The organism is Agrobacterium albertimagni AOL15 (assembly GCF_000300855.1).
Lineage (GTDB): Bacteria > Pseudomonadota > Alphaproteobacteria > Rhizobiales > Rhizobiaceae > Allorhizobium > Allorhizobium albertimagni.
This window is the reverse complement of sequence record NZ_ALJF01000014.1, coordinates 32,891-52,448: the sequence shown is the minus strand read 5'-3', so window position 1 is coordinate 52,448 and position 19,558 is coordinate 32,891. Positions and strand designations below refer to the sequence as shown.

15 protein-coding genes are annotated in these 19,558 nt (G+C 61.3%); 8 read left to right on the top strand and 7 right to left on the bottom strand.

Annotated features, from left to right (window positions below):
- The first annotated feature begins 135 nt into the window (after positions 1-135).
- The 4 genes from QWE_RS18670 (at position 136) to QWE_RS18655 (ending at position 5,104) form a co-directional block, all read left to right on the top strand.
- Positions 136-888 carry a FadR/GntR family transcriptional regulator gene (locus tag QWE_RS18670; protein ID WP_006727732.1) on the top strand — a complete coding sequence of 251 codons (753 nt, stop codon included), beginning with the start codon at positions 136-138 and terminating at the stop codon, positions 886-888.
- A gap of 70 nt (positions 889-958) precedes the next feature.
- Positions 959-2,308 (top strand): bifunctional UDP-N-acetylglucosamine diphosphorylase/glucosamine-1-phosphate N-acetyltransferase GlmU, encoded by a 1,350-nt coding sequence (gene glmU, locus QWE_RS18665; protein ID WP_006727731.1) that lies wholly within the window; start codon positions 959-961, stop codon positions 2,306-2,308.
- A gap of 138 nt (positions 2,309-2,446) precedes the next feature.
- On the top strand, positions 2,447-4,273 hold the full coding sequence (gene glmS / locus QWE_RS18660; protein ID WP_006727730.1) for a glutamine--fructose-6-phosphate transaminase (isomerizing): 1,827 nt from the start codon (positions 2,447-2,449) through the stop codon (positions 4,271-4,273).
- 102 nt (positions 4,274-4,375) lie between these two features.
- A complete protein-coding gene (locus QWE_RS18655; RefSeq protein ID WP_040300623.1) occupies positions 4,376-5,104 on the top strand; it encodes a DUF502 domain-containing protein in 729 nt (242 codons plus the stop codon).
- A 12-nt stretch (positions 5,105-5,116) separates the two neighbouring features.
- Here QWE_RS18655 and recG read toward each other — a convergent pair whose 3' ends face one another.
- On the bottom strand, positions 5,117-7,222 hold the full coding sequence (gene recG / locus QWE_RS18650; protein ID WP_006727728.1) for an ATP-dependent DNA helicase RecG: 2,106 nt from the start codon (positions 7,220-7,222) through the stop codon (positions 5,117-5,119).
- A gap of 95 nt (positions 7,223-7,317) precedes the next feature.
- Between recG and QWE_RS18645 the strand changes: the two genes are divergently transcribed.
- From QWE_RS18645 to QWE_RS18635, 3 genes are all read left to right on the top strand, one after another.
- A complete protein-coding gene (locus QWE_RS18645; protein WP_006727727.1) occupies positions 7,318-7,632 on the top strand; it encodes an FAD assembly factor SdhE in 315 nt (104 codons plus the stop codon).
- A 5-nt stretch (positions 7,633-7,637) separates the two neighbouring features.
- The gene (gene mfd / locus QWE_RS18640; RefSeq protein ID WP_006727726.1) at positions 7,638-11,141 is read left to right on the top strand and encodes a transcription-repair coupling factor; all 3,504 of its coding nucleotides are present in this window, start codon (positions 7,638-7,640) and stop codon (positions 11,139-11,141) included.
- A 181-nt stretch (positions 11,142-11,322) separates the two neighbouring features.
- Positions 11,323-12,036 (top strand): DNA helicase, encoded by a 714-nt coding sequence (locus QWE_RS18635; RefSeq protein ID WP_040300636.1) that lies wholly within the window; start codon positions 11,323-11,325, stop codon positions 12,034-12,036.
- Positions 12,037-12,051: 15 nt separating this feature from the next.
- On the opposite strand, the gene QWE_RS18630 is transcribed toward QWE_RS18635, so the two are convergent.
- The 3 genes from QWE_RS18630 to QWE_RS18620 all read right to left on the bottom strand — a co-directional run bounded on the left by QWE_RS18630 (position 12,052) and on the right by QWE_RS18620 (position 15,695).
- The gene (locus QWE_RS18630) at positions 12,052-13,002 is read right to left on the bottom strand and encodes a DMT family transporter (protein ID WP_006727724.1); all 951 of its coding nucleotides are present in this window, start codon (positions 13,000-13,002) and stop codon (positions 12,052-12,054) included.
- 57 nt (positions 13,003-13,059) lie between these two features.
- Positions 13,060-13,731, bottom strand: a complete 672-nt coding sequence (locus tag QWE_RS18625) for a DsbA family oxidoreductase (RefSeq protein ID WP_006727723.1) — start codon at positions 13,729-13,731, stop codon at positions 13,060-13,062.
- Between the two features lie 98 nt (positions 13,732-13,829).
- Positions 13,830-15,695 carry an extracellular solute-binding protein gene (locus QWE_RS18620; RefSeq protein WP_083872959.1) on the bottom strand — a complete coding sequence of 622 codons (1,866 nt, stop codon included), beginning with the start codon at positions 15,693-15,695 and terminating at the stop codon, positions 13,830-13,832.
- Positions 15,696-15,907: 212 nt separating this feature from the next.
- On the opposite strand from QWE_RS18620, the gene QWE_RS18615 reads away from it, so the two are divergent.
- Positions 15,908-16,540: an invasion associated locus B family protein gene (locus tag QWE_RS18615; RefSeq protein ID WP_006727721.1), complete on the top strand. Its 633-nt coding sequence runs from the start codon at positions 15,908-15,910 to the stop codon at positions 16,538-16,540.
- Positions 16,541-16,618: 78 nt separating this feature from the next.
- Here QWE_RS18615 and hspQ read toward each other — a convergent pair whose 3' ends face one another.
- The 3 genes from hspQ to glnA form a co-directional block, all read right to left on the bottom strand.
- Positions 16,619-16,948: a heat shock protein HspQ gene (hspQ, locus tag QWE_RS18610; RefSeq protein ID WP_006727720.1), complete on the bottom strand. Its 330-nt coding sequence runs from the start codon at positions 16,946-16,948 to the stop codon at positions 16,619-16,621.
- 87 nt (positions 16,949-17,035) lie between these two features.
- Entirely contained in the window at positions 17,036-17,956 is a 921-nt protein-coding gene (locus tag QWE_RS18605) for a DMT family transporter (protein ID WP_006727719.1), read from the bottom strand.
- A gap of 150 nt (positions 17,957-18,106) precedes the next feature.
- The gene (gene glnA / locus QWE_RS18600; protein ID WP_006727718.1) at positions 18,107-19,516 is read right to left on the bottom strand and encodes a type I glutamate--ammonia ligase; all 1,410 of its coding nucleotides are present in this window, start codon (positions 19,514-19,516) and stop codon (positions 18,107-18,109) included.
- Positions 19,517-19,558 lie beyond the last annotated feature (42 nt).

The following is a 19,558-nucleotide window of genomic DNA, read 5'->3' as shown; positions in this document are numbered from 1 at the left end:
CAAATGGAGAGAGCGCCTGAGGGCGCTCTTTCTTGTTTAGAGTTCCGAAAATTGCAGGAATACTCAGATAATGCCTTCACCCGCATTGGCCTTTCGTATAACAACCCCAGCAACTAAGGCGGGGTGTGAGGCAGGATGCGGAAGGAAGATGTTCGGGAACTGAGGGTCGTTTCCAATCTTCGGACGAGCCATGCAAAAGTGGTCGAGCAACTCGGCCTTGCGATTGTCGGAGGCCGCTTTGCCATTGGCGAGCCCTTGCCCGGGGATGCCGAGCTGGAGGCCCAGTTCGATGTGTCGCGATCCGTCCTGCGTGAGGCGATGAAGACGCTGACCGCCAAGGGCCTGGTGGTTGCCAAATCGCGTGTCGGGACACGGGTGACCGACCGCTGTCACTGGAACCTCGTCGATGAAGACGTGCTGCGCTGGCATTTCCGAACCGGCGTCACCCGCGAATTCATCGATCATCTCTATGATGTCCGCCTGGTGCTGGAGCCGGCATCGGCTGCCTTTGCGGCGCTGCGCGCTTCGCCCGAGGACTGTGCCGAACTTCGTCACTACGCCATGCTCCTGGGTTCCAACGAGCTCGACTGGCCAAGCCAGGTGGAGGCGGACCTCCGCTTTCACGTGCTTCTGACCATCGTCGGGGCTAACCCGTTTCTCGAAAGCATGGTGGGTTTCATTAAGGCGTCGCTCGACGGCGCCTTCACCATGGCCTTCGATCCGCAACTCGCTGGTCGAGGGGAGGCGATCACGGAGCTGCATCTGGCGATCGTCGACGCGATCGAGCAAGGCGATGCCGAGGCCGCGCGGACTGCCACCGAACGGGCGATCGAGCAGGGGCGTGCCGCAGCATTGAAGGCGGTCGACAGTTCCCAGAAGCGCGGCTAGTTCTGCCAACACTTGCGGGCAGCACCCGCTGGTATTAGTGAGAAGCGCCATTCTCAGCTCGGAGCCATCCATGAACCGCACCTGTCTCGCCGTCGTCCTCGCTGCTGGTGACAGCACCCGCATGAAGTCGTCGATGTCGAAGGTGCTGCATCCAGTGGGCGGGCGTCCGATGATCGCCCATGTCATGGCATCGATTGCCGCCTCCGGCGTCTCGGATGTCGCGCTGGTTCTTGGTCGCGATGCAGAAAAGGTGGAGAAAGCCGCGTCGATCGAGGGGCTTGCGGTCGAAGGCGTGTTGCAGACCGAGCGCCTTGGCACGGGGCATGCCGTTTTGATGGCCAAGGAGGCGATTGCCCGCGGTTATGACGAAATTCTCGTTGCCTATGGCGATGTGCCGCTGATCACGGCTGCACCGCTGAAAGCTGCCCGCGAGGCACTCGCCGGCGGTGCCGATGTCGCCGTCATCGGTTTTCACACTGACAATCCGACCGGCTATGGCCGCTTGCTGGTCGAAGATGGCGAGCTGATTGCGATCCGCGAGGAGAAGGACGCGACGGATGCCGAGCGTGCGGTTACCTGGTGCAACAGCGGATTGATGGCGATCGACGGCAAGAAGGCCCTCGATCTCCTCTCGCGGATCGGCAATCAGAACGCCAAGGGTGAATACTACCTGACCGATCTCGTCGAGATCGCGCGGTCGCTTGGCGGCAAAGCGGTTGCTGTCGACGCGCCGGAAAGCGAGCTCACGGGCTGCAACAATCGCGCCGAACTCGCCGTGATCGAACGCCTGTGGCAGGAGCGGCGCCGTCATGAACTGATGGTTTCGGGCGTTACGATGATTGCGCCGGAAACGGTGTTTCTGAGCCACGACACTGTCATCGGCCAGGATGCGCTGATCGAGCCCAATGTCGTCTTCGGCCCCGGCGTCACCGTCGAGGGCGGCGCCGTCATTCATGCCTTCTCGCACCTGGAGGGCGCTCATGTCGCCGCCGGCGCCAACGTTGGACCCTTTGCCCGCCTGCGCCCCGGCGCCAATCTCGCCGAAGGCGCCAAGGTCGGCAATTTCTGCGAAGTGAAGAAGGCCGAGATCGGCCGTGGCGCCAAGGTCAATCACCTGACCTATATCGGCGACGCTGTCGTTGGCGCCGAGACCAATATCGGCGCCGGCACCATCACCTGCAACTATGACGGCGTGAACAAGCACGAGACGCATATCGGGGCAGGGGCCTTCATTGGGTCGAATTCGTCCCTCGTCGCGCCGGTCAAGATCGGCGATGGCGCGCTGATCGCTTCCGGCAGCGTCATCACCGAGGATGTGCCCGCAGATGCACTCGCCTTCGGTCGTGCGCGCCAGGAAATGAAGCCGGGCCGCGCCGCCGTCATCCGCGAACGCAATCTCGCGATTAAGGCCGGCAAGTAAGACGACCCGTTCAGACTTCACCGCTTGTTATGCTGCGTTGCATTACGAGACGAAACGCAATTTGACCTCACGCACAATTGCCTATTGCGATGAAACCGCTAGGAAAAGCCGCGTGGTTGATACGAAACGGAGAATTTCATGTGCGGCATCGTCGGCATCGTCGGTAACAAGCCTGTGGCGGAGCGTCTCGTCGACGCGTTGAAGCGGCTCGAATATCGCGGCTATGATTCCGCCGGTGTTGCCACCATCAACGACGGCAAGCTCGATCGTCGGCGGGCGGAAGGCAAGCTCTTCAATCTCGAGACGAAGCTTGCCGGCGATCCGCTTCCCGGATCCATCGGCATTGCTCACACCCGCTGGGCAACCCATGGCGTGCCCAACGAAACCAACGCCCATCCGCATTTCGTCGAGGGCGTCGCCGTTGTTCATAACGGCATCATCGAGAATTTTTCCGAGATCAAGGAAGAACTGGCGGCCGAAGGTGCCACCTTCACCACGCAGACCGACACCGAAGTCGTCGCCCAGCTCTTGGCCAAGTATCGTCGTGAGGGCCTTGGTCGCCGCGAGGCGATGCACGAGATGCTGCGCCACGTGACCGGCGCCTACGCACTTGCCGTCATCTTCCAAGACGATCCCTCGACCATCATGGCTGCCCGCTCCGGCCCGCCGCTTGCGATCGGTTTCGGCGACGGAGAGATGTTCCTTGGGTCCGATGCGATTGCGCTCTCGCCCTTCACCAACCGCATCGCCTATCTGCATGACGGCGACTGGGCGGTCATCGGCAAGCAGGGCGCCCACATCTTCGACATCGACGGCAATCCGGTCGATCGTCCGGTGCAGATTTCCTCGGCCTCCGCCTACATGATCGACAAGGGCAACCATCGTCACTTCATGGAAAAGGAGATTTACGAGCAGCCGGAAGTGATCTCGCATGCGCTCTCGCATTACGTCGACTTCGCCGAGCACACCGTGCGCGACATGGCCTCCGATATCGATTTCGCAAACCTGCACGGCCTTGCCATCTCCGCCTGTGGCACCGCCTATCTGGCTGGCCTCGTCGGCAAATACTGGTTCGAGCGTTATGCCCGCCTGCCGGTCGAAATCGATGTCGCCTCGGAATTCCGCTATCGCGAGATGCCGCTGTCGAAAGATCAGGCGGCCCTCTTCATCTCGCAGTCCGGTGAAACCGCCGACACGCTGGCCTCGCTGCGCTACTGCCGTGACAACGGGTTGAAGATCGGTGCTGTGGTCAATGTCAAGGAATCGACGATCGCCCGCGAATCGGACGCCGTCTTCCCGATTCTCGCCGGTCCGGAAATCGGCGTCGCCTCAACGAAGGCCTTCACCTGCCAGTTGGCCGTGCTCGCCTCCTTGGCGCTTGCCGCCGGCCGCGCTCGCGGGACAATCACGGAAGCGGAAGAAAAGCAGCTGGTGAAGAGCCTGGCCGAAATGCCGCGCATCATGAGTCAGGTGCTGAATGCGGTGCAGCCGCAGATCGAGGCCCTGTCGCGCGATCTCTCAAAGTTCAAGGACGTGCTCTATCTCGGCCGTGGCACCAGCTATCCGCTGGCGCTCGAAGGTGCGCTGAAGCTCAAGGAAATCTCCTATATCCACGCCGAAGGTTATGCTGCCGGCGAGCTGAAGCACGGCCCGATCGCCCTGATCGACGAGAATATGCCGGTTATTGTCATTGCACCCTTCGACCGCTTCTTCGAAAAGACCGTGTCGAACATGCAGGAAGTGGCGGCGCGCGGCGGTAAGATCATCTTCATCACCGACGGGAAGGGCGCAGCCGCCTCCAAGCTCGAGACCATGGCGACCATCGTGCTGCCCGTCGTCGCCGAGATCATCTCGCCGATGGTCTATTCCATCCCGATCCAGCTGCTCGCCTATCACACGGCCGTCTTCATGGGCACGGATGTCGATCAGCCTCGCAACCTCGCCAAGTCCGTCACGGTCGAGTGATCCCGGAGCGGGGCAGTCCGCTGCCCCAATTCTTGCTCTTGCGTCGCCAAGAACGCTCCGGCATTGTCCGCAGCGTTACGGCACTGCACAATGACGGTGGGCATGACCGAAGGTTCTGACAGGATTTCGATGGCCGCCCGGCTCAGGAACAACTTTCTGACCGGCTTGATCATCTGCGCGCCGATGACGATCACCATCTATCTGACCTGGACCTTCATCCATTGGGCAGACAGCTGGGTGAAGCCTTATCTGCCGGATCGCTATAACCCGGAAGCCTATCTGAAGTTTGCCGTTCCCGGCACCGGGCTTCTCATCGCCATTCTCTTCATCACGCTTGTCGGCTTCCTCGGGCGAAACCTGATCGGCCGTTCGATCGTCTCCTACAGCGAAAATATCCTGAACCGGATGCCGCTGGTGCGTACCGTCTACAAGAGCACGAAGCAGATCTTCGAGACGGTGCTGAAGGAGCAGGGCAATTCCTTCAAGAAGGTCGGCCTGATCGAATTTCCGCGGGCAGGGACCTGGGCGCTGGTTTTCGTTTCGACAGACGCCAAAGGTGAGATCGCCGCCAGGCTCAACCAGGACGGTGAGGAAATGGTTGCCGTGTTCCTGGCGCCGACCCCGGTCCCAACCGCCGGCTTTCTGATGTTCGTGCCACGCAGCAAGCTGATGCTGCTCGACATGAGCCCGGAAGAGGGGGTCAAGCTCTTAATCTCGGCCGGTCTGGTCACGCCAGAGTATAAGCCGAGCGTTGCAGACGCCATGGCGGCCTTTCAGGACCTCGCGGTCGACGATCCGGTCGAGCCGCCCAAGCGCGCCGGCCGTTCCTGAACACAGCAGCCCTTACCCAGCATGTAGGAAACGGATCGCCTCGTCGCGGCGATGCAGGTAGAGCAGCGTTCTGACGGCCTCTCCGCGTTCTGACGTGAGTTCGGGGTCCCGCTCCAGCAGATAGGCAGCATCCTTGCGGGCGATCTCCAGGAGGTCGCCATGATGTTCAAGGCTGGCTATCTTGAAGCCTGGCGTGCCCGACTGCCGTGTACCCAAAAGCTCGCCTTCGCCTCGGAGCTTAAGGTCCTCCTCGGCGATCAGGAAGCCATCCTCCGAATCCCTGAGGATCGACAGCCGCGCCTTGCCGGTTTCGCCGAGCGGTCCCTTGTAGAGAAGGATGCAGCTCGAGGCCTCGTCGCCACGGCCGACACGACCGCGCAGCTGATGTAGCTGGGCCAGGCCAAAGCGTTCGGCATGTTCGATGACCATGATCGTCGCGTCCGGCACGTCGACGCCGACTTCGACAACGGTGGTGGCCACCAGCAACCGCGTCTCACCGTTCTTGAACGCAAGCATGGCAGCATCCTTTTCCGGTCCAGGCATCCGCCCATGCACCAACCCGATCGGCGCCTTGATGAACTGCGCGAGCACCGACTGCCGCTCCTCGGCCGACATCAGCTCGCTTTCTTCCGTTTCCTCGACCAGCGGGCAGATCCAGTAGGCCTTCTTGCCTTCCGCGATCGCAGCCCTGAGCCGCTCGATGACATCGGGCACGCGCTCGGTCGGCACGGTCACGGTCTGGATCGGCTTGCGGCCTGCCGGCTTTTCCGTGAGCTTGGAGACGTCCATGTCGCCGAAGGCGGCGAGCACCAGCGTGCGGGGGATGGGCGTCGCGGTCATGACCAGCATATGCGGCGAGATACCCTTGGAGGTCAGCCTCAGGCGCTGGTGAACGCCGAAGCGGTGCTGCTCGTCCACTACGGCGAGCGTCAGGTTCTTGTAAACAACGGCATCCTGGAAGAGCGCATGGGTTCCGATAACGATCTGTGCTTCGCCGGAGGCAATCCGCTCCAGGATGGCTTCTCGCTCCTTGCCCTTGGTGCGGCCGGTCAGCACTTCGATCCGGAGGCCAGCCGGCGCGCCGAGCTTGGCAAGGGTCGCATGGTGCTGCCGCGCCAGGATTTCCGTTGGTGCCATCAGCACCGCCTGTCCACCCGCTTCGACGGCGGCTGCCATGGCAAACAGGGCCACCAGCGTCTTGCCGGCGCCGACATCGCCCTGGACCAGCCGCAGCATGCGCTGGTCGGAGGCCATGTCCTTCAAGATGTCATCGATCGCTGCCAGCTGGCTGTTGGTCGGCGTGAAGGGCAGGGTGGCGCGGATCTTGTCACTGATCTCGCCGGTCGGTTTGATGGGGGTGCCGGGCACCCGGCGCAGCTTCTGCCGCACCAAGGCGAGCGACACCTGGCCGGCGAGGAATTCGTCATAGGCCAGTCGTCTTCGGGCCGGCGCCTGCGGGTCGATGTCCTTTTCGTCACGCGGATTGTGGAGCGCAATCAGACTTTCGCGCACGCTGGCGAAGCCTTGTTTTGTCACAAGCGGTGCATCGGCCCATTCAGGCAGATCCGGCATGCGTTCGACCGCAGCCTCGACCGCCTTGCGCAGAACCTTGGGGCCGAGCCCCGCCGTCAGCGGATAGACCGGCTCGACCAGCGGCAGGTTCTCCGCCTCGCTCGCCTTCACCATCAAATCGGGATGGACCATGGAGGCGCGGCCATTGAACCAATCGACCTTGCCGGAGACCATGACGATCTCGTCAATCGGCAGCGCCTTTTCCAGCCAGTTGCCCTTGACCCGGAAGAAGGTGAGCGCCAGTTCCCCCGTCTCGTCATGCAGCATCACGCGGTAGGGCATGTTGTTCTTGCCCGGCGGCGGCGGCAGGTGTCGGTCGACGCGGCCGGTGATCGTTACCAGCGAGCCCTGTTGGGCATAGGCGATGCCCGGTTGATGACGCCGGTCGATCAAACGGTGTGGGGCGAGGAAGTGCAGGTCGACGACCCGCGTATCTTCGGCATCCTCGCGCCCGAGCAGTGTGGCGAGAAGCTGGGCGAGCTTGGGGCCCACTCCGCTGAGCGAGGCGACGGAGGCAAACAGGGGATCGAGACGATGGGGACGCATGATCAGGGCAAAATGCCTCGTTATTTGCCCCTTTGGCAAGCTGACATTTGCCGGACGCTGCTCTATAGAAGCGCAAGATTTAAAAGGATGCAAAGATGACTGGACTGGTGAAAAGCAGTGCCGACCTCGATCCGCGCCGTCGGCGCATCCTGTTCCGCTGCTGGCATCGCGGTATCCGGGAAATGGACTTGATGCTCGGGCAGTTCTGCGAGGCCCATATCAGCGAGCTCTCAGACGAGGAGCTCGACGAGCTGGAGCGCATTATGGTCGAGGAAGACAATGACCTCGTCCGTTACATCACGGGCGCCGAACCTGTGCCGGCCCACCTTCAGACACCGCTCTTCGAACGCATTGCCGCCCTGCGCCCGGATTTCTCACCGGTCACGGGCGATGAATACGCTGCAAAGTAACTGATATGCCCCTGATCGATGTGAAGCGGATTGTCGGCGCACAATCCGCGCTGACGCTTTCTCACGTACCCGACGGCATGGATGCCTTCATCCTGGCCGAGTTGGCGCGTGAAGGGAAACCGGTCGCCTATGTGGTGTCCGACGGACAGCGGCTGCAGAACCTCGGGCAGACACTGAGCTTCGCAGCTCCCGACATCCCGGTCTTGAGCCTCCCGGCCTGGGACTGTCTGCCCTACGACCGCGTCTCGCCGTCCGCTGATGTTTCGGCCCGGCGGTTGGCGGCACTGTCGGGTCTGATTGCGCTCTATCTCAATCCGCATCCGGCAATCGTGCTGGTGACGGTCAATGCCATGCTGCAGAAGGTGGCACCGGCTGATGTCATCGACAGCCTCGGCTTTTCGGCGAAACCCGGCAACCAGGTGCGCATGGATGACATTGCCGCACGTCTGGAGCGCAACGGTTTCGACCGGGTCGCGACCGTGCGCGAGGTCGGCGAATTCGCCGTGCGCGGCGGCATTCTCGATGTCTTCGTGCCCGGTGCGGAAGAGCCTGTGCGTCTCGACTTCTTCGGCGATACGCTCGAAAGCATCCGCTCCTTCGATCCGGCAAGCCAGCGGACGATCGCACAGGTCCGTTCGCTTGATCTCAATCCGATGAGCGAGGTGACGCTGACGCCGGAGAGCATCAGTCGGTTCCGCAAGAACTACCTCTCGCTGTTCGGTGCCGCGACCCGCGACGACGCGCTCTATGCGGCGGTATCGGAGGGGCGCCGCTATGCCGGCATGGAGCACTGGTTGCCCATGTTCTACGACAAGCTGGAGACGACATTCGATTATCTGCGTGGCTTCCGTATGGTCACCGACCATACCGTGCGTGAGGCAGCCGAAGAACGCGCCAAGCTGATCCGGGACTATTACGAGGCGCGCCTCAACTCGGCGACGCCCGGCAAGGGCCATCTCGCCCAGGGCACCCCCTACAAGCCGGTTCCCCCGGAGCGGCTCTATCTCGGTGCCAGTGAGTTCGGCAAGGCGCTCGACGCTTTCGATCCGATTCGCATCACGCCCTTTGCCGAACACGGCGGTGAAAGCCGTGTGGTCATCGAGGTGGATGCCCGGCCGACGCCGCGTTGGGCAAAGAGCGCCAACGAAGCCAGCGAAGAAGGCAATCGCGCCAATGTCTTCGGTCAGGCGGTCACCTATATCGCCGACAAGCGTGCGGCTGGTGCCAAGGTCGTCGTCTCCGGCTGGTCGGAAGGCTCGCTCGATCGACTGCTGCAAGTGTTGAACGAACACGGCCTGGAGCGATTGGTGCCCGTCGCGGCCCTGAAGGACGTCGACAAGTTGAAGAAGGGCGAGGCGGGAACTGCCGTGCTCAGCCTCGAAGGCGGCTTCGAGACCAACGATCTCGTCATCATCGGAGAACAGGACATTCTCGGCGACCGCATGGTCCGCCGTTCCAAGCGCCGCAAGCGGGCCGCCGACTTCATCTCGGAAGTTGCAGGTATCGACGAAGGTTCGATCGTCGTTCATGCCGAACACGGCATCGGCCGCTTCGTCGGTTTGCGCACCATCGAGGCCGCCGGCGCCCCGCATGCCTGCCTGGAACTGCAATATGCAGATGAGGCCAAGCTCTTCCTGCCGGTCGAAAACATCGATCTGCTCTCCCGCTATGGCGGCGAGGCGACCGAGGTGCAGCTCGACAAGCTGGGCGGTGGCGCCTGGCAGATGCGCAAGGCCAAGCTCAAGAAGCGCCTGCTCGACATGGCAGGAGCCCTGATCCGCATCGCTGCAGAGCGCATGACGCGGACGGCTCCGGTGCTCACCACCCAGGAAGGCCTCTACGACGAATTCGCCGCCCGTTTCCCCTATGACGAGACGGAAGACCAGGAAACCGCGATTGAATCTGTCCGCTCCGACCTCGGCGCCGGCCGCCCGATGGACCGCCTCGTCTGCGGCGACGTCGGTTTCGGCAAGACGGAAGTGGCGCTGCGTGCTGCCTTCATCGCCGCGATGAACGGCATCCAGGTTGCGGTCGTCGTGCCGACCACGCTGCTGGCGCGCCAGCATTTCAAGACATTCTCGGAACGCTTTAGGGGGCTGCCGATCCGTGTCCAGCAGGCCTCGCGCCTTGTCGGCACCAAGGAGCTGAACCTCGTCAAGAAGGAAGTCGCCGAAGGCAAGACCGACATCGTCGTCGGCACCCATGCGCTGCTTGGGTCAGGCGTCAATTTCGCCAATCTCGGGCTTCTCATCATCGACGAGGAGCAACATTTCGGCGTCAAGCACAAGGAACGCCTGAAGGAGCTCAAGTCGGACGTGCACGTGCTGACGCTGTCGGCGACGCCCATTCCGCGCACCCTGCAGCTGGCCATGACCGGTGTGCGCGAACTCTCGCTGATCACCACGCCGCCGGTCGACCGCATGGCGGTCCGCACCTTCATTTCGCCCTTCGATCCGCTCGTCATTCGCGAGACCCTGATGCGCGAGCATTATCGTGGCGGGCAGAGTTTCTATGTATGCCCGCGTCTTGCCGACCTTGCAGATGTGAAAAGCTTCCTCGACGAGAACGTGCCGGAACTGAAGGTGGCGATCGCCCACGGCCAGATGGCAGCCGGCGAGCTCGAAGACATCATGAACGCCTTCTATGAAGGTCGCTATGACGTGCTCCTCTCAACCACCATCGTCGAATCCGGCCTTGATGTCCCCACCGCCAATACGCTTATCGTCCACCGTGCCGACATGTTCGGTCTGGCGCAGCTCTACCAGATCCGGGGCCGTGTCGGTCGCTCGAAGGTCCGTGCCTTTGCGCTTCTGACGTTGCCGGTCAACAAGGTGCTGACGGCGGGTGCCGAACGGCGTCTCAAGGTTCTGCAGTCGCTCGATACGCTTGGCGCCGGCTTCCAGCTCGCCAGCCACGATCTGGATATCCGTGGTGCCGGCAATCTGCTCGGCGAGGAACAGTCCGGCCATATCAAGGAAGTCGGCTTCGAGCTCTACCAGCAGATGCTGGAAGAGGCCGTCGCCGAAGTGAAGGGTGTCGATGAAGTGGTCGATACCGGCTGGTCGCCGCAGATCCAGGTCGGTACCTCGGTCATGATCCCGGAAAACTATGTACCGGATCTGCATCTCCGCATGGCGCTCTATCGCCGCCTCGGCGAACTCGACGATCTCCGGGAAATCGACGGCTTCGGCGCCGAACTGATCGACCGCTTCGGCCCGCTGCCGATTGAGGTCCAGCACCTGCTCAAGGTGGTGTACATCAAGGCGCTCTGCCGCGTGGCCAATGTCGAAAAGCTGGAAGCCGGCCCCAAGGGTGTTGTCGTTCAGTTCCGCGGCAAACAGTTCCCCAATCCGGCAGCGCTGGTCGGCTATATCGCCAAGCAGGGCACCATGGCGAAGATCAGGCCCGATCACTCGGTGTTCCTGACGCGCGACCTGCCGACGCCGGAGAAGCGGCTGGCGGGGGCTGCAGTAGTGATGACGCAGCTGGCGGAGTTGGCGAAGGGCTGATCCGTCGGCTCTTCCTGTTCGCCAGCGAATCGGTCTAGTTTCGTTGGGTGCACGGCCCGTGCCTCCCCCCTCCACTCGGGAAAGCATTTTCCATGTTGGGCTAATACGAACATCCGATCCGAAGATTCGGGCGCGGCATAAGGAGGGATTGCGATTTCTGCCCGTCATCAGAGGTACCGCGATGACGAAATCTACACCCATATTCTATCTGAAACGGAAGGCACGTCTGCTGAGCCGGCGCGAAGGCATGCCACTCGCTGCGGCGCTGAATGAAGTCGCGCGCGAAGAGGGTTTCTCGTGCTGGAGCCTGCTCACAAGCCGGCGCACGCTCGATGCAACAAACCGTGTCGATTATCGCGACTTCGAGCCAGGCGAGTTGATCCTCGTGGGTGCACGCCCGGGGCAGGGGAAGACACTTCTCACCCTGCAGATACTAATCGATGCCATGCGCAATGGTCAGCACGGCCTGTTTTTTACCCTTGCCTATACCGAACGCGAAGTCGTTGAGCGGATGCATCGGCTCGATGCAACTCCGTCGGAATTCAACGGTCTCTTCGAGCTTCATGATTCCGAGCGTATTGATGCGGATTACATTATCGCCTCGCTCGGCGGTCTGCCGTCAGGAACTGTGGTGGTGATCGATTACCTTCAAATGCTGAACGAACGACGGGAGACCCCTGACCTCGAGCATCAGGTTGGTCAGTTGCGCTCCTATGCAAAGGCAAACGGGCTCGTAATGATCTTCATCTCGCAAGTCGATCGACGCTTCGAGGCGGAGCGGGACGGATTGCCGGGGCAAGCCCATATCCGGCTGCCCAATCCGCTTGATCTCTCCCTGTTCGATCGCTTCATCTTTCTGAACGCAGGTGCGATCCAAGAGGTGAAGGCAGCCTGACAGGGCAAAATGAGGTCAATCACCGGCGCGGCGAGCTTCGCTGTCCTCCGGCTTGATCGCCAGTGCCGCATCCGTCTTGCCAGCCACCGGTGGCGGAAGCGGCGTGTCGCGCTTGCGCTCGCGGATCAGTGTCAGAAGCCCTGACCCGACGATCAGCACGATGCCGATGCCCATCGGCCAGTCGACCTTGTCGCCGAAGACGAGATAACCGAGCAGGATGGCCCAGAGCATCTGGCTGTATTGGATCGGCCCGACGATCGGGGCGGGGGCGTAGAATGACGCCAGCATCATGAAGATATTGCCGACGGCGGCGAGCAGTCCGAAGGCGGCAAGAAGCATCAGGTCGTAACTGTCGGGCGCCTGGAAGTCGGGTAGCGAGAAGGCCGCGCATATGATCACGCTGCCGAGCAGGCCTGCGCCATAGAGCGAGATGTTCTTCTCCTGCGGGCCCATGGCGCGGAAGATGATGATGGTGACGGCGCCGGCAAAGCCCGAAATCAGTGCTGCGAGATGCCCGATTTCCAACTCGCGAAAGCCCGGTCTCAAGACCACCAGCACGCCGAGGAAGCCGATCAGCACGGCTGCCCAGCGTTTCATGCCCACTTCTTCCTTGAGGAAGATCACCGACATGATTGTCGCGAACGACGGCAGAAGGAAGATCAGGCAGAAGGCCTCGGCCATGGAGAGCTGGGTAAAGGCAATGATGCTGCCGACCGTGCCCACGGCAGAACAGACGAAACGCAAGCCCCAGAGCGGCCAGTTCGTGCTGCGCACCAGATCTGTATAGCGATCGCCGCGCTTCATCAGGAAGGGGATTGCCAGAAAGCCGAAGAGGCTGCCGATGAAGCCGGCTTCGAAGGCGGGCACGCGGCCTTCCACCATTTTCACGGCAGCATCACTGAAGGAATAGGCGGCAAAGCAGATGAAGGCGAAGATGACGCCTTTGAAAGTGGTGTCGGCGGACAAGGTGATGATCCCGGGGAGGAGGTTACCTCACCGGGATACGAGTGTTCGTTACAACCGTCAATTCAGATTGCGCAGCGCCTCGGCCTTCGCCTTGGCGATTTCGCGCAGGGCATTGGCAAGTTCCGCCGGCGGCTGGGCACCGCTGACCGCATATTGCTGGTCGAAGATGAAGAAGGGCACGCCGTTCACGCCCATCTGCTTGGCGGCTTCGACCTCGGACAGCACATGGTCGACGTCGGCATCGCCTGACAGCAACGATTCGATCACCGGGCGCGAGAGGCCGGCCTCGGTCGCGATGTCGAGCAGTACGGCGGTGTCGCCAATGTTTCGTCCCTGTTCGAAATTCGCCTTGAACAGGAGGTCGACCACGCGGGTCTGCGTCTCCCGGCTTTCCTGGCCGGCCCAGTGGATCAGTCGGTGGGCATCAAGCGTGTTCGGACCGACCTTGATCGCTTCGAAATCGAAGGCGATGCCGACCTCGGCACCCAGCGACTTTAGATGTGCATGCGCCTGATCCATCTTGTCCTTGCCACCGAGCTTCTTCGCCAGTTCGACCTGCTGGTCGACGCCCTCAGGCGGATAGTCGGGGTTGAGCTGGTAGGGCCGCCAGTTGATGTCGACGCTGACTTCGTCCTGCACCTCGGCGATGGCGAGTTCGAGCCGCGCCTTGCCGAGATAACACCAGGGGCAGACCACGTCGGATACGAGGTCGATGGTGATGCGGTCCATGGTGTCATCCTTTTCTGGCATTCGTGTCGATCGTCCTTAAAGCAAAGCAGGCCGGAGACAAGCTCCGGCCCGGAAACACAGCGTCAAACGCTTGGGGGTTACTGCACCCGTGCGTCGAACCATGTGGAGCGCTGGTAGCCATAGAGCGGGGCTGCATCGGGCCGTCCGATATGCTTCCAGCGGGCGACCCATTGCTCGCCGATGTGATAGAGAGGCACGAGGTAGTGTCCGGCAACCAGGAGCCGGTCATAAGCGCGCACGGCTGCCTGGAAATCGGCCGGGTCGCGGGCCTGCAGCAATGCCTCGATCATGCGGTCGATGTCGGGGTCGGCCACGCCCGCATAGTTGAAGCTGCCCTGGGCATCTTTCGCTTCGGATGCCCAACGATTGACCTGCTCGGCGCCGGGCGAGAGCGACGAGGTGTAAGCCTTGATGATCATGTCATAGTCGAAGCTGTTGGAGCGCGCCTGATACTGCGCGTCATCGACGGTGCGGATCGCCATGTCGATGCCGATCATTTTCAGCGTCCGCTGAAACGCGATGGCCATCTTCTCCTGACCTTCGTTCTGGGTCATTACTTCGAAGGCGAGCGGCTTGCCAGCGGCATCGATCATCTTGCCGCCCTGGATCTTGTAGCCCGCTTCCTGGAACAGCCTGACGGCCGTGCCGAGCGCCTTGCGATCACCGCCGGATCCGTCCGTGGCCGATTGGCTGTAGGTGCCAGCGAGGATCTCCGGCGATAGTTTCTCCCTGGCCGGCCCGAGCAGTGCCAGTTCTCTCTCGTCGGCGGCATTGCCGTAGGCGCCGAGTGCCGAATTCTGCCAGTAGCTTTGCGTGCGAGTGAAGGCATTGCCGAAGAGGGTCTTGTTCATTGCTTCGAAGTCGAAGGCGGTGCTGATTGCCTCGCGGACTTTGACGTCCGCAAAGATCGGGCGGCGGGTGTTGAAGACGAATCCCAGCATGCCGGAGGGGAGCCCAGGCTTGAAGGCTTCCTTCACGACATCGCCATTCTGCGCGGCCGGGAAATTGTAGGCTCGTTGCCAATGGTTCGAATCGCCATCCGGATAGATGTCGATCTCGCCTTTCTTGAAGGCTTCGAAAAGCGTTGCCTCCTGGAGGAAATAGGTGACGCTGATTTCGTCGTAGTTGTCGACGCCGACCTTTGAAGGAATGTCCTTGCCCCAGTAGTCGGGGTCGAGTGCCCAAGTGACCTTCTCGCCGGGCTTCAGCTCCTTGATCCTGTAGGGGCCCGAACCGATCGGGATGTTAAGCCCGCCCTGATCGAAGGTTTCGGGATCGATCGCGTGTTTCGGCAGGATCGGGGTCGAGTTGGCGAAGATCAGCGGTGTCTCGCGGTTTGCCTTCTCGTTGAAGGTAAACTTGATGCCGTGCTCGCCGACCTTCTCCATGCTGGCGACTGCATTGAGCCGGCCGTTGAAGGGCGGGCGTCCCTTGTCGCGCAAGAGTTCGAAGGTGAAGATCACATCTTCGGGAGTAACAGGCTTGCCGTCATGCCAGCGCGCTTTGGGGTTGAGATTGAACTGCACATAGGTCCGATCGGCATCCCATTCGACGGTTTCAGCCAGCAGGCCATAGAGCGTAAAGGGCTCGTCGGCAGACCGGGTCATCAGCGGTTCGTAAAGCAGATTGCCGAATTCCGGATCCCATACGCCGCGCGCCGTCGTGCGCATGCCCTTGAGGACAAAGGGGTTCAGCGCATCATAGGTGCCGACGACGCCGTAATTGACCTTGCCACCCTTTTTGATCTCCGTATTCACATAGGGAAAATGCGTGTAATCGGCGGAGAGGGCAGGCTCCCCATGCATGGCAATGCCGTGCATGGGTTCTGCCGCAGCGACAGAGGCGAGGGGCAGCAGAAGCAGAGTAAACAAGAGACGGCGCAAGGCGACGATCCTCCTCCAATTAGAATCTCGAATGTGCCGGGACGCTAGCACACTCACCATAAAACCAACACAAGCGGGTGAGAATGAGGAGATGTGAGTCGATCCGGCGTCAAAGAAACGCTGGATATTCTGGCCGCCGCGATGTAACAGGTGAGCCAGATCGCAGGGTCATGTATTTGCCTCATTTGAACCACAGGTGGGGGCTGACAAGACCGGTGAATGACGCGGCAAAAAAGTCCGCGCGACAGGGGTTTTCAGGAGACGGAATACGTATGATGTTCAAACTTAGCAACGCAACGCGGACGGCTGTGTCTGCAATCGCACTGTCCTTCGCGGCAACCGCCATGCCGGTCGTCGCCCAGGCACAGGAAGCTGCCGCGCCTTCCGAGGCGAAGTGGTTCAAGACCTGCGCCAAGCAGGAAGAGTCCGACGTCTGCGTCGTCCAGAACCAGCTCGTCGCCGCAAACGGTCAGCTGATCACCGCGGTCGGCCTGATCACGGTCGAAGGCAAGGTCAACCGCAAGCTGCTGCAGGTCACGGTTCCCTCGGCCCGTCTCATTCCGCCGGGCGTGATGATGCAGATCGATGGCGCCAAGGGCACCAAGCTCGACTATGCCGTCTGCCTGCCGGACCGCTGCACCGCCGAAATCCCGCTGACGGACGCGATCATCGCGAGCCTGAAGAAGGGCAACGAGGTCGTCTTCACATCGATCAACTTCCGCCGCGCGCCGAACCCGATCAAGATCCCGCTGACCGGCTTCACCGGCGCCTTCGATGGCGAAGCGATGTCGCAGTCGCAGGCCGAAGAGCGCCAGCGCATGCTGCAGGAAGCCATGCAGAAGAAGCAGGAAGAGCGTAACAAGGCGATCACCGACGCCCAGAACGCGGCCAAGCAGGGCAACTGATCCCCCGCGATCAGCTCTAGATAGATGAAGCCCGCGTCATCAGACGCGGGCTTTTTCGTATGAGGCTTAGGCTTCCGGTCAGTGCGCGAAGTTCATCTTCGGCTTGTAGCGGCCCGTCTGCTGCGGTTCGAAGATCTGCTGGATCTGCGGATTGCGCAGAGGCTCCTGGCTCTGATCACGCTCGAGATTCTGCTCGGACACGTAAGCGACGTATTCCGTTTCGGAATTCTCCGCGAGCAGATGGTAGAAGGGCTGGTCCTTGTGGGGCCGGACCTCGGCGGGGATCGCGTTCCACCATTCCTCGGAATTGGCAAACTCCGGATCAACATCGAAGATCACGCCGCGGAACGGAAAGAACTTGTGCCGTACGACGTCTCCGATACCAAATTTAGCGCTTCGTTGTTTCATGGTTTGACTTCCTTTCCCTGTCATATTTGGGAAGAAAGCCCGGCAAAATCAAGGGATGGTGTGTGACAGTGTGGCCAACGGCCAGACCTAGGCCGTTTTTCGGCCCGGTGCGGTTGCCAGGATGAGGCCGCCGGTGACCAGGACGATGCCGATCGCGTGATAGTGCTCGAAACGTTCGCCGAGGAAGACGACGGCCATCAGGATCGACATCGGCGGCATGAGGTAGAGGGTCATTCCGGCGATCCCGGGCCCGAAGACCTGGACGGCATGCTGGAAGCAGTAGAATGCCGCAAGCGATGCAAAGAGGATGATCCCGGCGAGCTTGGCGAATTCCATCCAGGTGTCGGGCAGGGGGCCGCCCGAGGCCATTTCGATCAGGCCCGGCGGGATCAGAACAATCGCACCCGACAGAGCCAGCAAGGCGAACAAAGGCAGCGGCGGCATCGCGCGCACGGAGGGGCGCCGCAGCAAGAGGGAATAGGCGGCAAAGGCGATGGCGGCCACGAGAATGGCGAGATCACCGATGTTGAAGGTGAGTTCGAGAAGTGCTTCGGGGTGGCCCTTCAGCACGATCGCAACGACACCGCCGAAGGCGATGATCATGCCGAGAAGCTCGCGGCCGGTGATGGCGCGCTTCTGAAACAGCCACTGGAACAGGATTATGAAGAGCGACGAGGTGGTGTAGATCAGCGTCGCGTTCGAGGCCGTGGTCAGCGTCAGCGCCCAGTAGACCACGCCACCGCAAATGCCCATGCCGAGAATGCCAAGCGTTAGCCAGAGCGCGGTGTGTCGCCGGACGAAGGCAAGGCAGGCCTGTCGTTCGTGCCAGATGAAGGGCGACATCAGGATTGCGGCGCCGACCCATCGGAGCAGCGCCGTCGTGAACGGCCCGACTTCGCCCGATATCCCCCGGCCGAAGATCAGGTTCGAAGAAAAGAACAGGGGTGCCAGCAAGAAGAGCAACCAGTCATAGAGGCGCGGATCGGTGGTCTGGTGGGGAGCGGGCATGGGGATCGCTGGCGCGGAGGGAAGGACTGTCCAAGTGCTAGCGTGCCGCTCTTCTGCGCGAAAGCGACATTTTCTCCAAACGGTACCCGCACAAACGAAAAACGCCGGCGGATTTCTCCACCGGCGCTTCTGATCGGCAAAACCTGATGATCAGGCCGAGTAGTACATGTCGTATTCGACCGGATGCGGGGTCATTTCAAAGCGCATGACTTCCTGCATCTTCAGTTCGATGAACGAATCGATCTGATCGTCGTCGAAGACGCCGCCGGCGGTCAGGAACTTGCGATCCTTGTCGAGGCTTTCAAGCGCTTCACGCAAGCTGGCGCAGACCGTCGGGATCTTCTTCAGTTCCTTCGGCGGCAAGTCGTAGAGATCCTTGTCCATGGCCTTGCCCGGATGGATCTTGTTCTTGATGCCGTCGAGGCCGGCCATCAGCATGGCAGCGAAGGCGAGGTAGGGGTTCGCCATCGGATCGGGGAAGCGGACTTCGACGCGCTTGGCCTTCGGGTTGGTGCCGAAGGGAATGCGGCAGGACGCCGAGCGGTTGCGGGCCGAATAGGCCAGCAGGACCGGAGCTTCGTAACCCGGGACCAGACGCTTGTAGGAGTTGGTCGACGGATTGGTGAAGGCATTGAGTGCCTTGGCATGCTTGATGATGCCGCCGATGTAGTAGAGGCAGCTCTCGGAGAGGCCAGCATATTCGTCGCCGGCGAAGGTCGGCTTGCCATCCTTCCAGATCGACTGGTGCACGTGCATGCCCGAGCCGTTATCGCCGAAGATCGGCTTCGGCATGAAGGTCGCGGTCTTGCCATAGGCATTGGCGACCTGATGCACGACATACTTGTAGATCTGCATCTTGTCGGCGTTGCGCACCAGGGTGTCGAACTTGATGCCGAGCTCGTGCTGGGCCGCTGCGACTTCGTGGTGATGCTTTTCGACGACGACGCCCATTTCGCCGAGGACCGTCAGCATTTCGGAGCGCATGTCCTGCAGGCTGTCGATCGGTGGAACCGGGAAATAGCCGCCCTTGACGCGCGGACGGTGGCCGAGGTTGCCGGTTTCATATTCGGTGTCGTCGTTCGACGGGAGTTCGGTCGAATCGAGCTTGAAGCCGGTGTTGTACGGGTCGGCCTTGTACTTCACGTCGTCGAAGACGAAGAATTCGGCTTCCGGACCGACGAACACGGTGTCACCAATGCCCGATGCCTTGAGATAGGCTTCGGCCTTCTTGGCTGTGCCGCGCGGGTCGCGGTTATAGGCTTCGCCCGAAACCGGATCGAGGATGTCGCAGAGGATGACCATCGTCGACTGTGCGAAGAAGGGGTCCATGTGGACGGTCGCCGGGTCCGGCATCAGCACCATGTCGGACTCATTGATGGCCTTCCAGCCGGCAATCGAAGAACCGTCGAACATGACGCCATCGGCGAACATGTCTTCGTCGACGCAGGCAATGTCCATCGTGACGTGCTGCAGCTTGCCCTTCGGATCGGTAAAGCGCAGGTCGACGAACTTGATGTCGTTGTCCTTGATCTGTTTCAGGATATCGTTTGCGGTCGTCATATTCTTATGTTCCTCGCGTGAGCTGACGATTTAAACCCAACC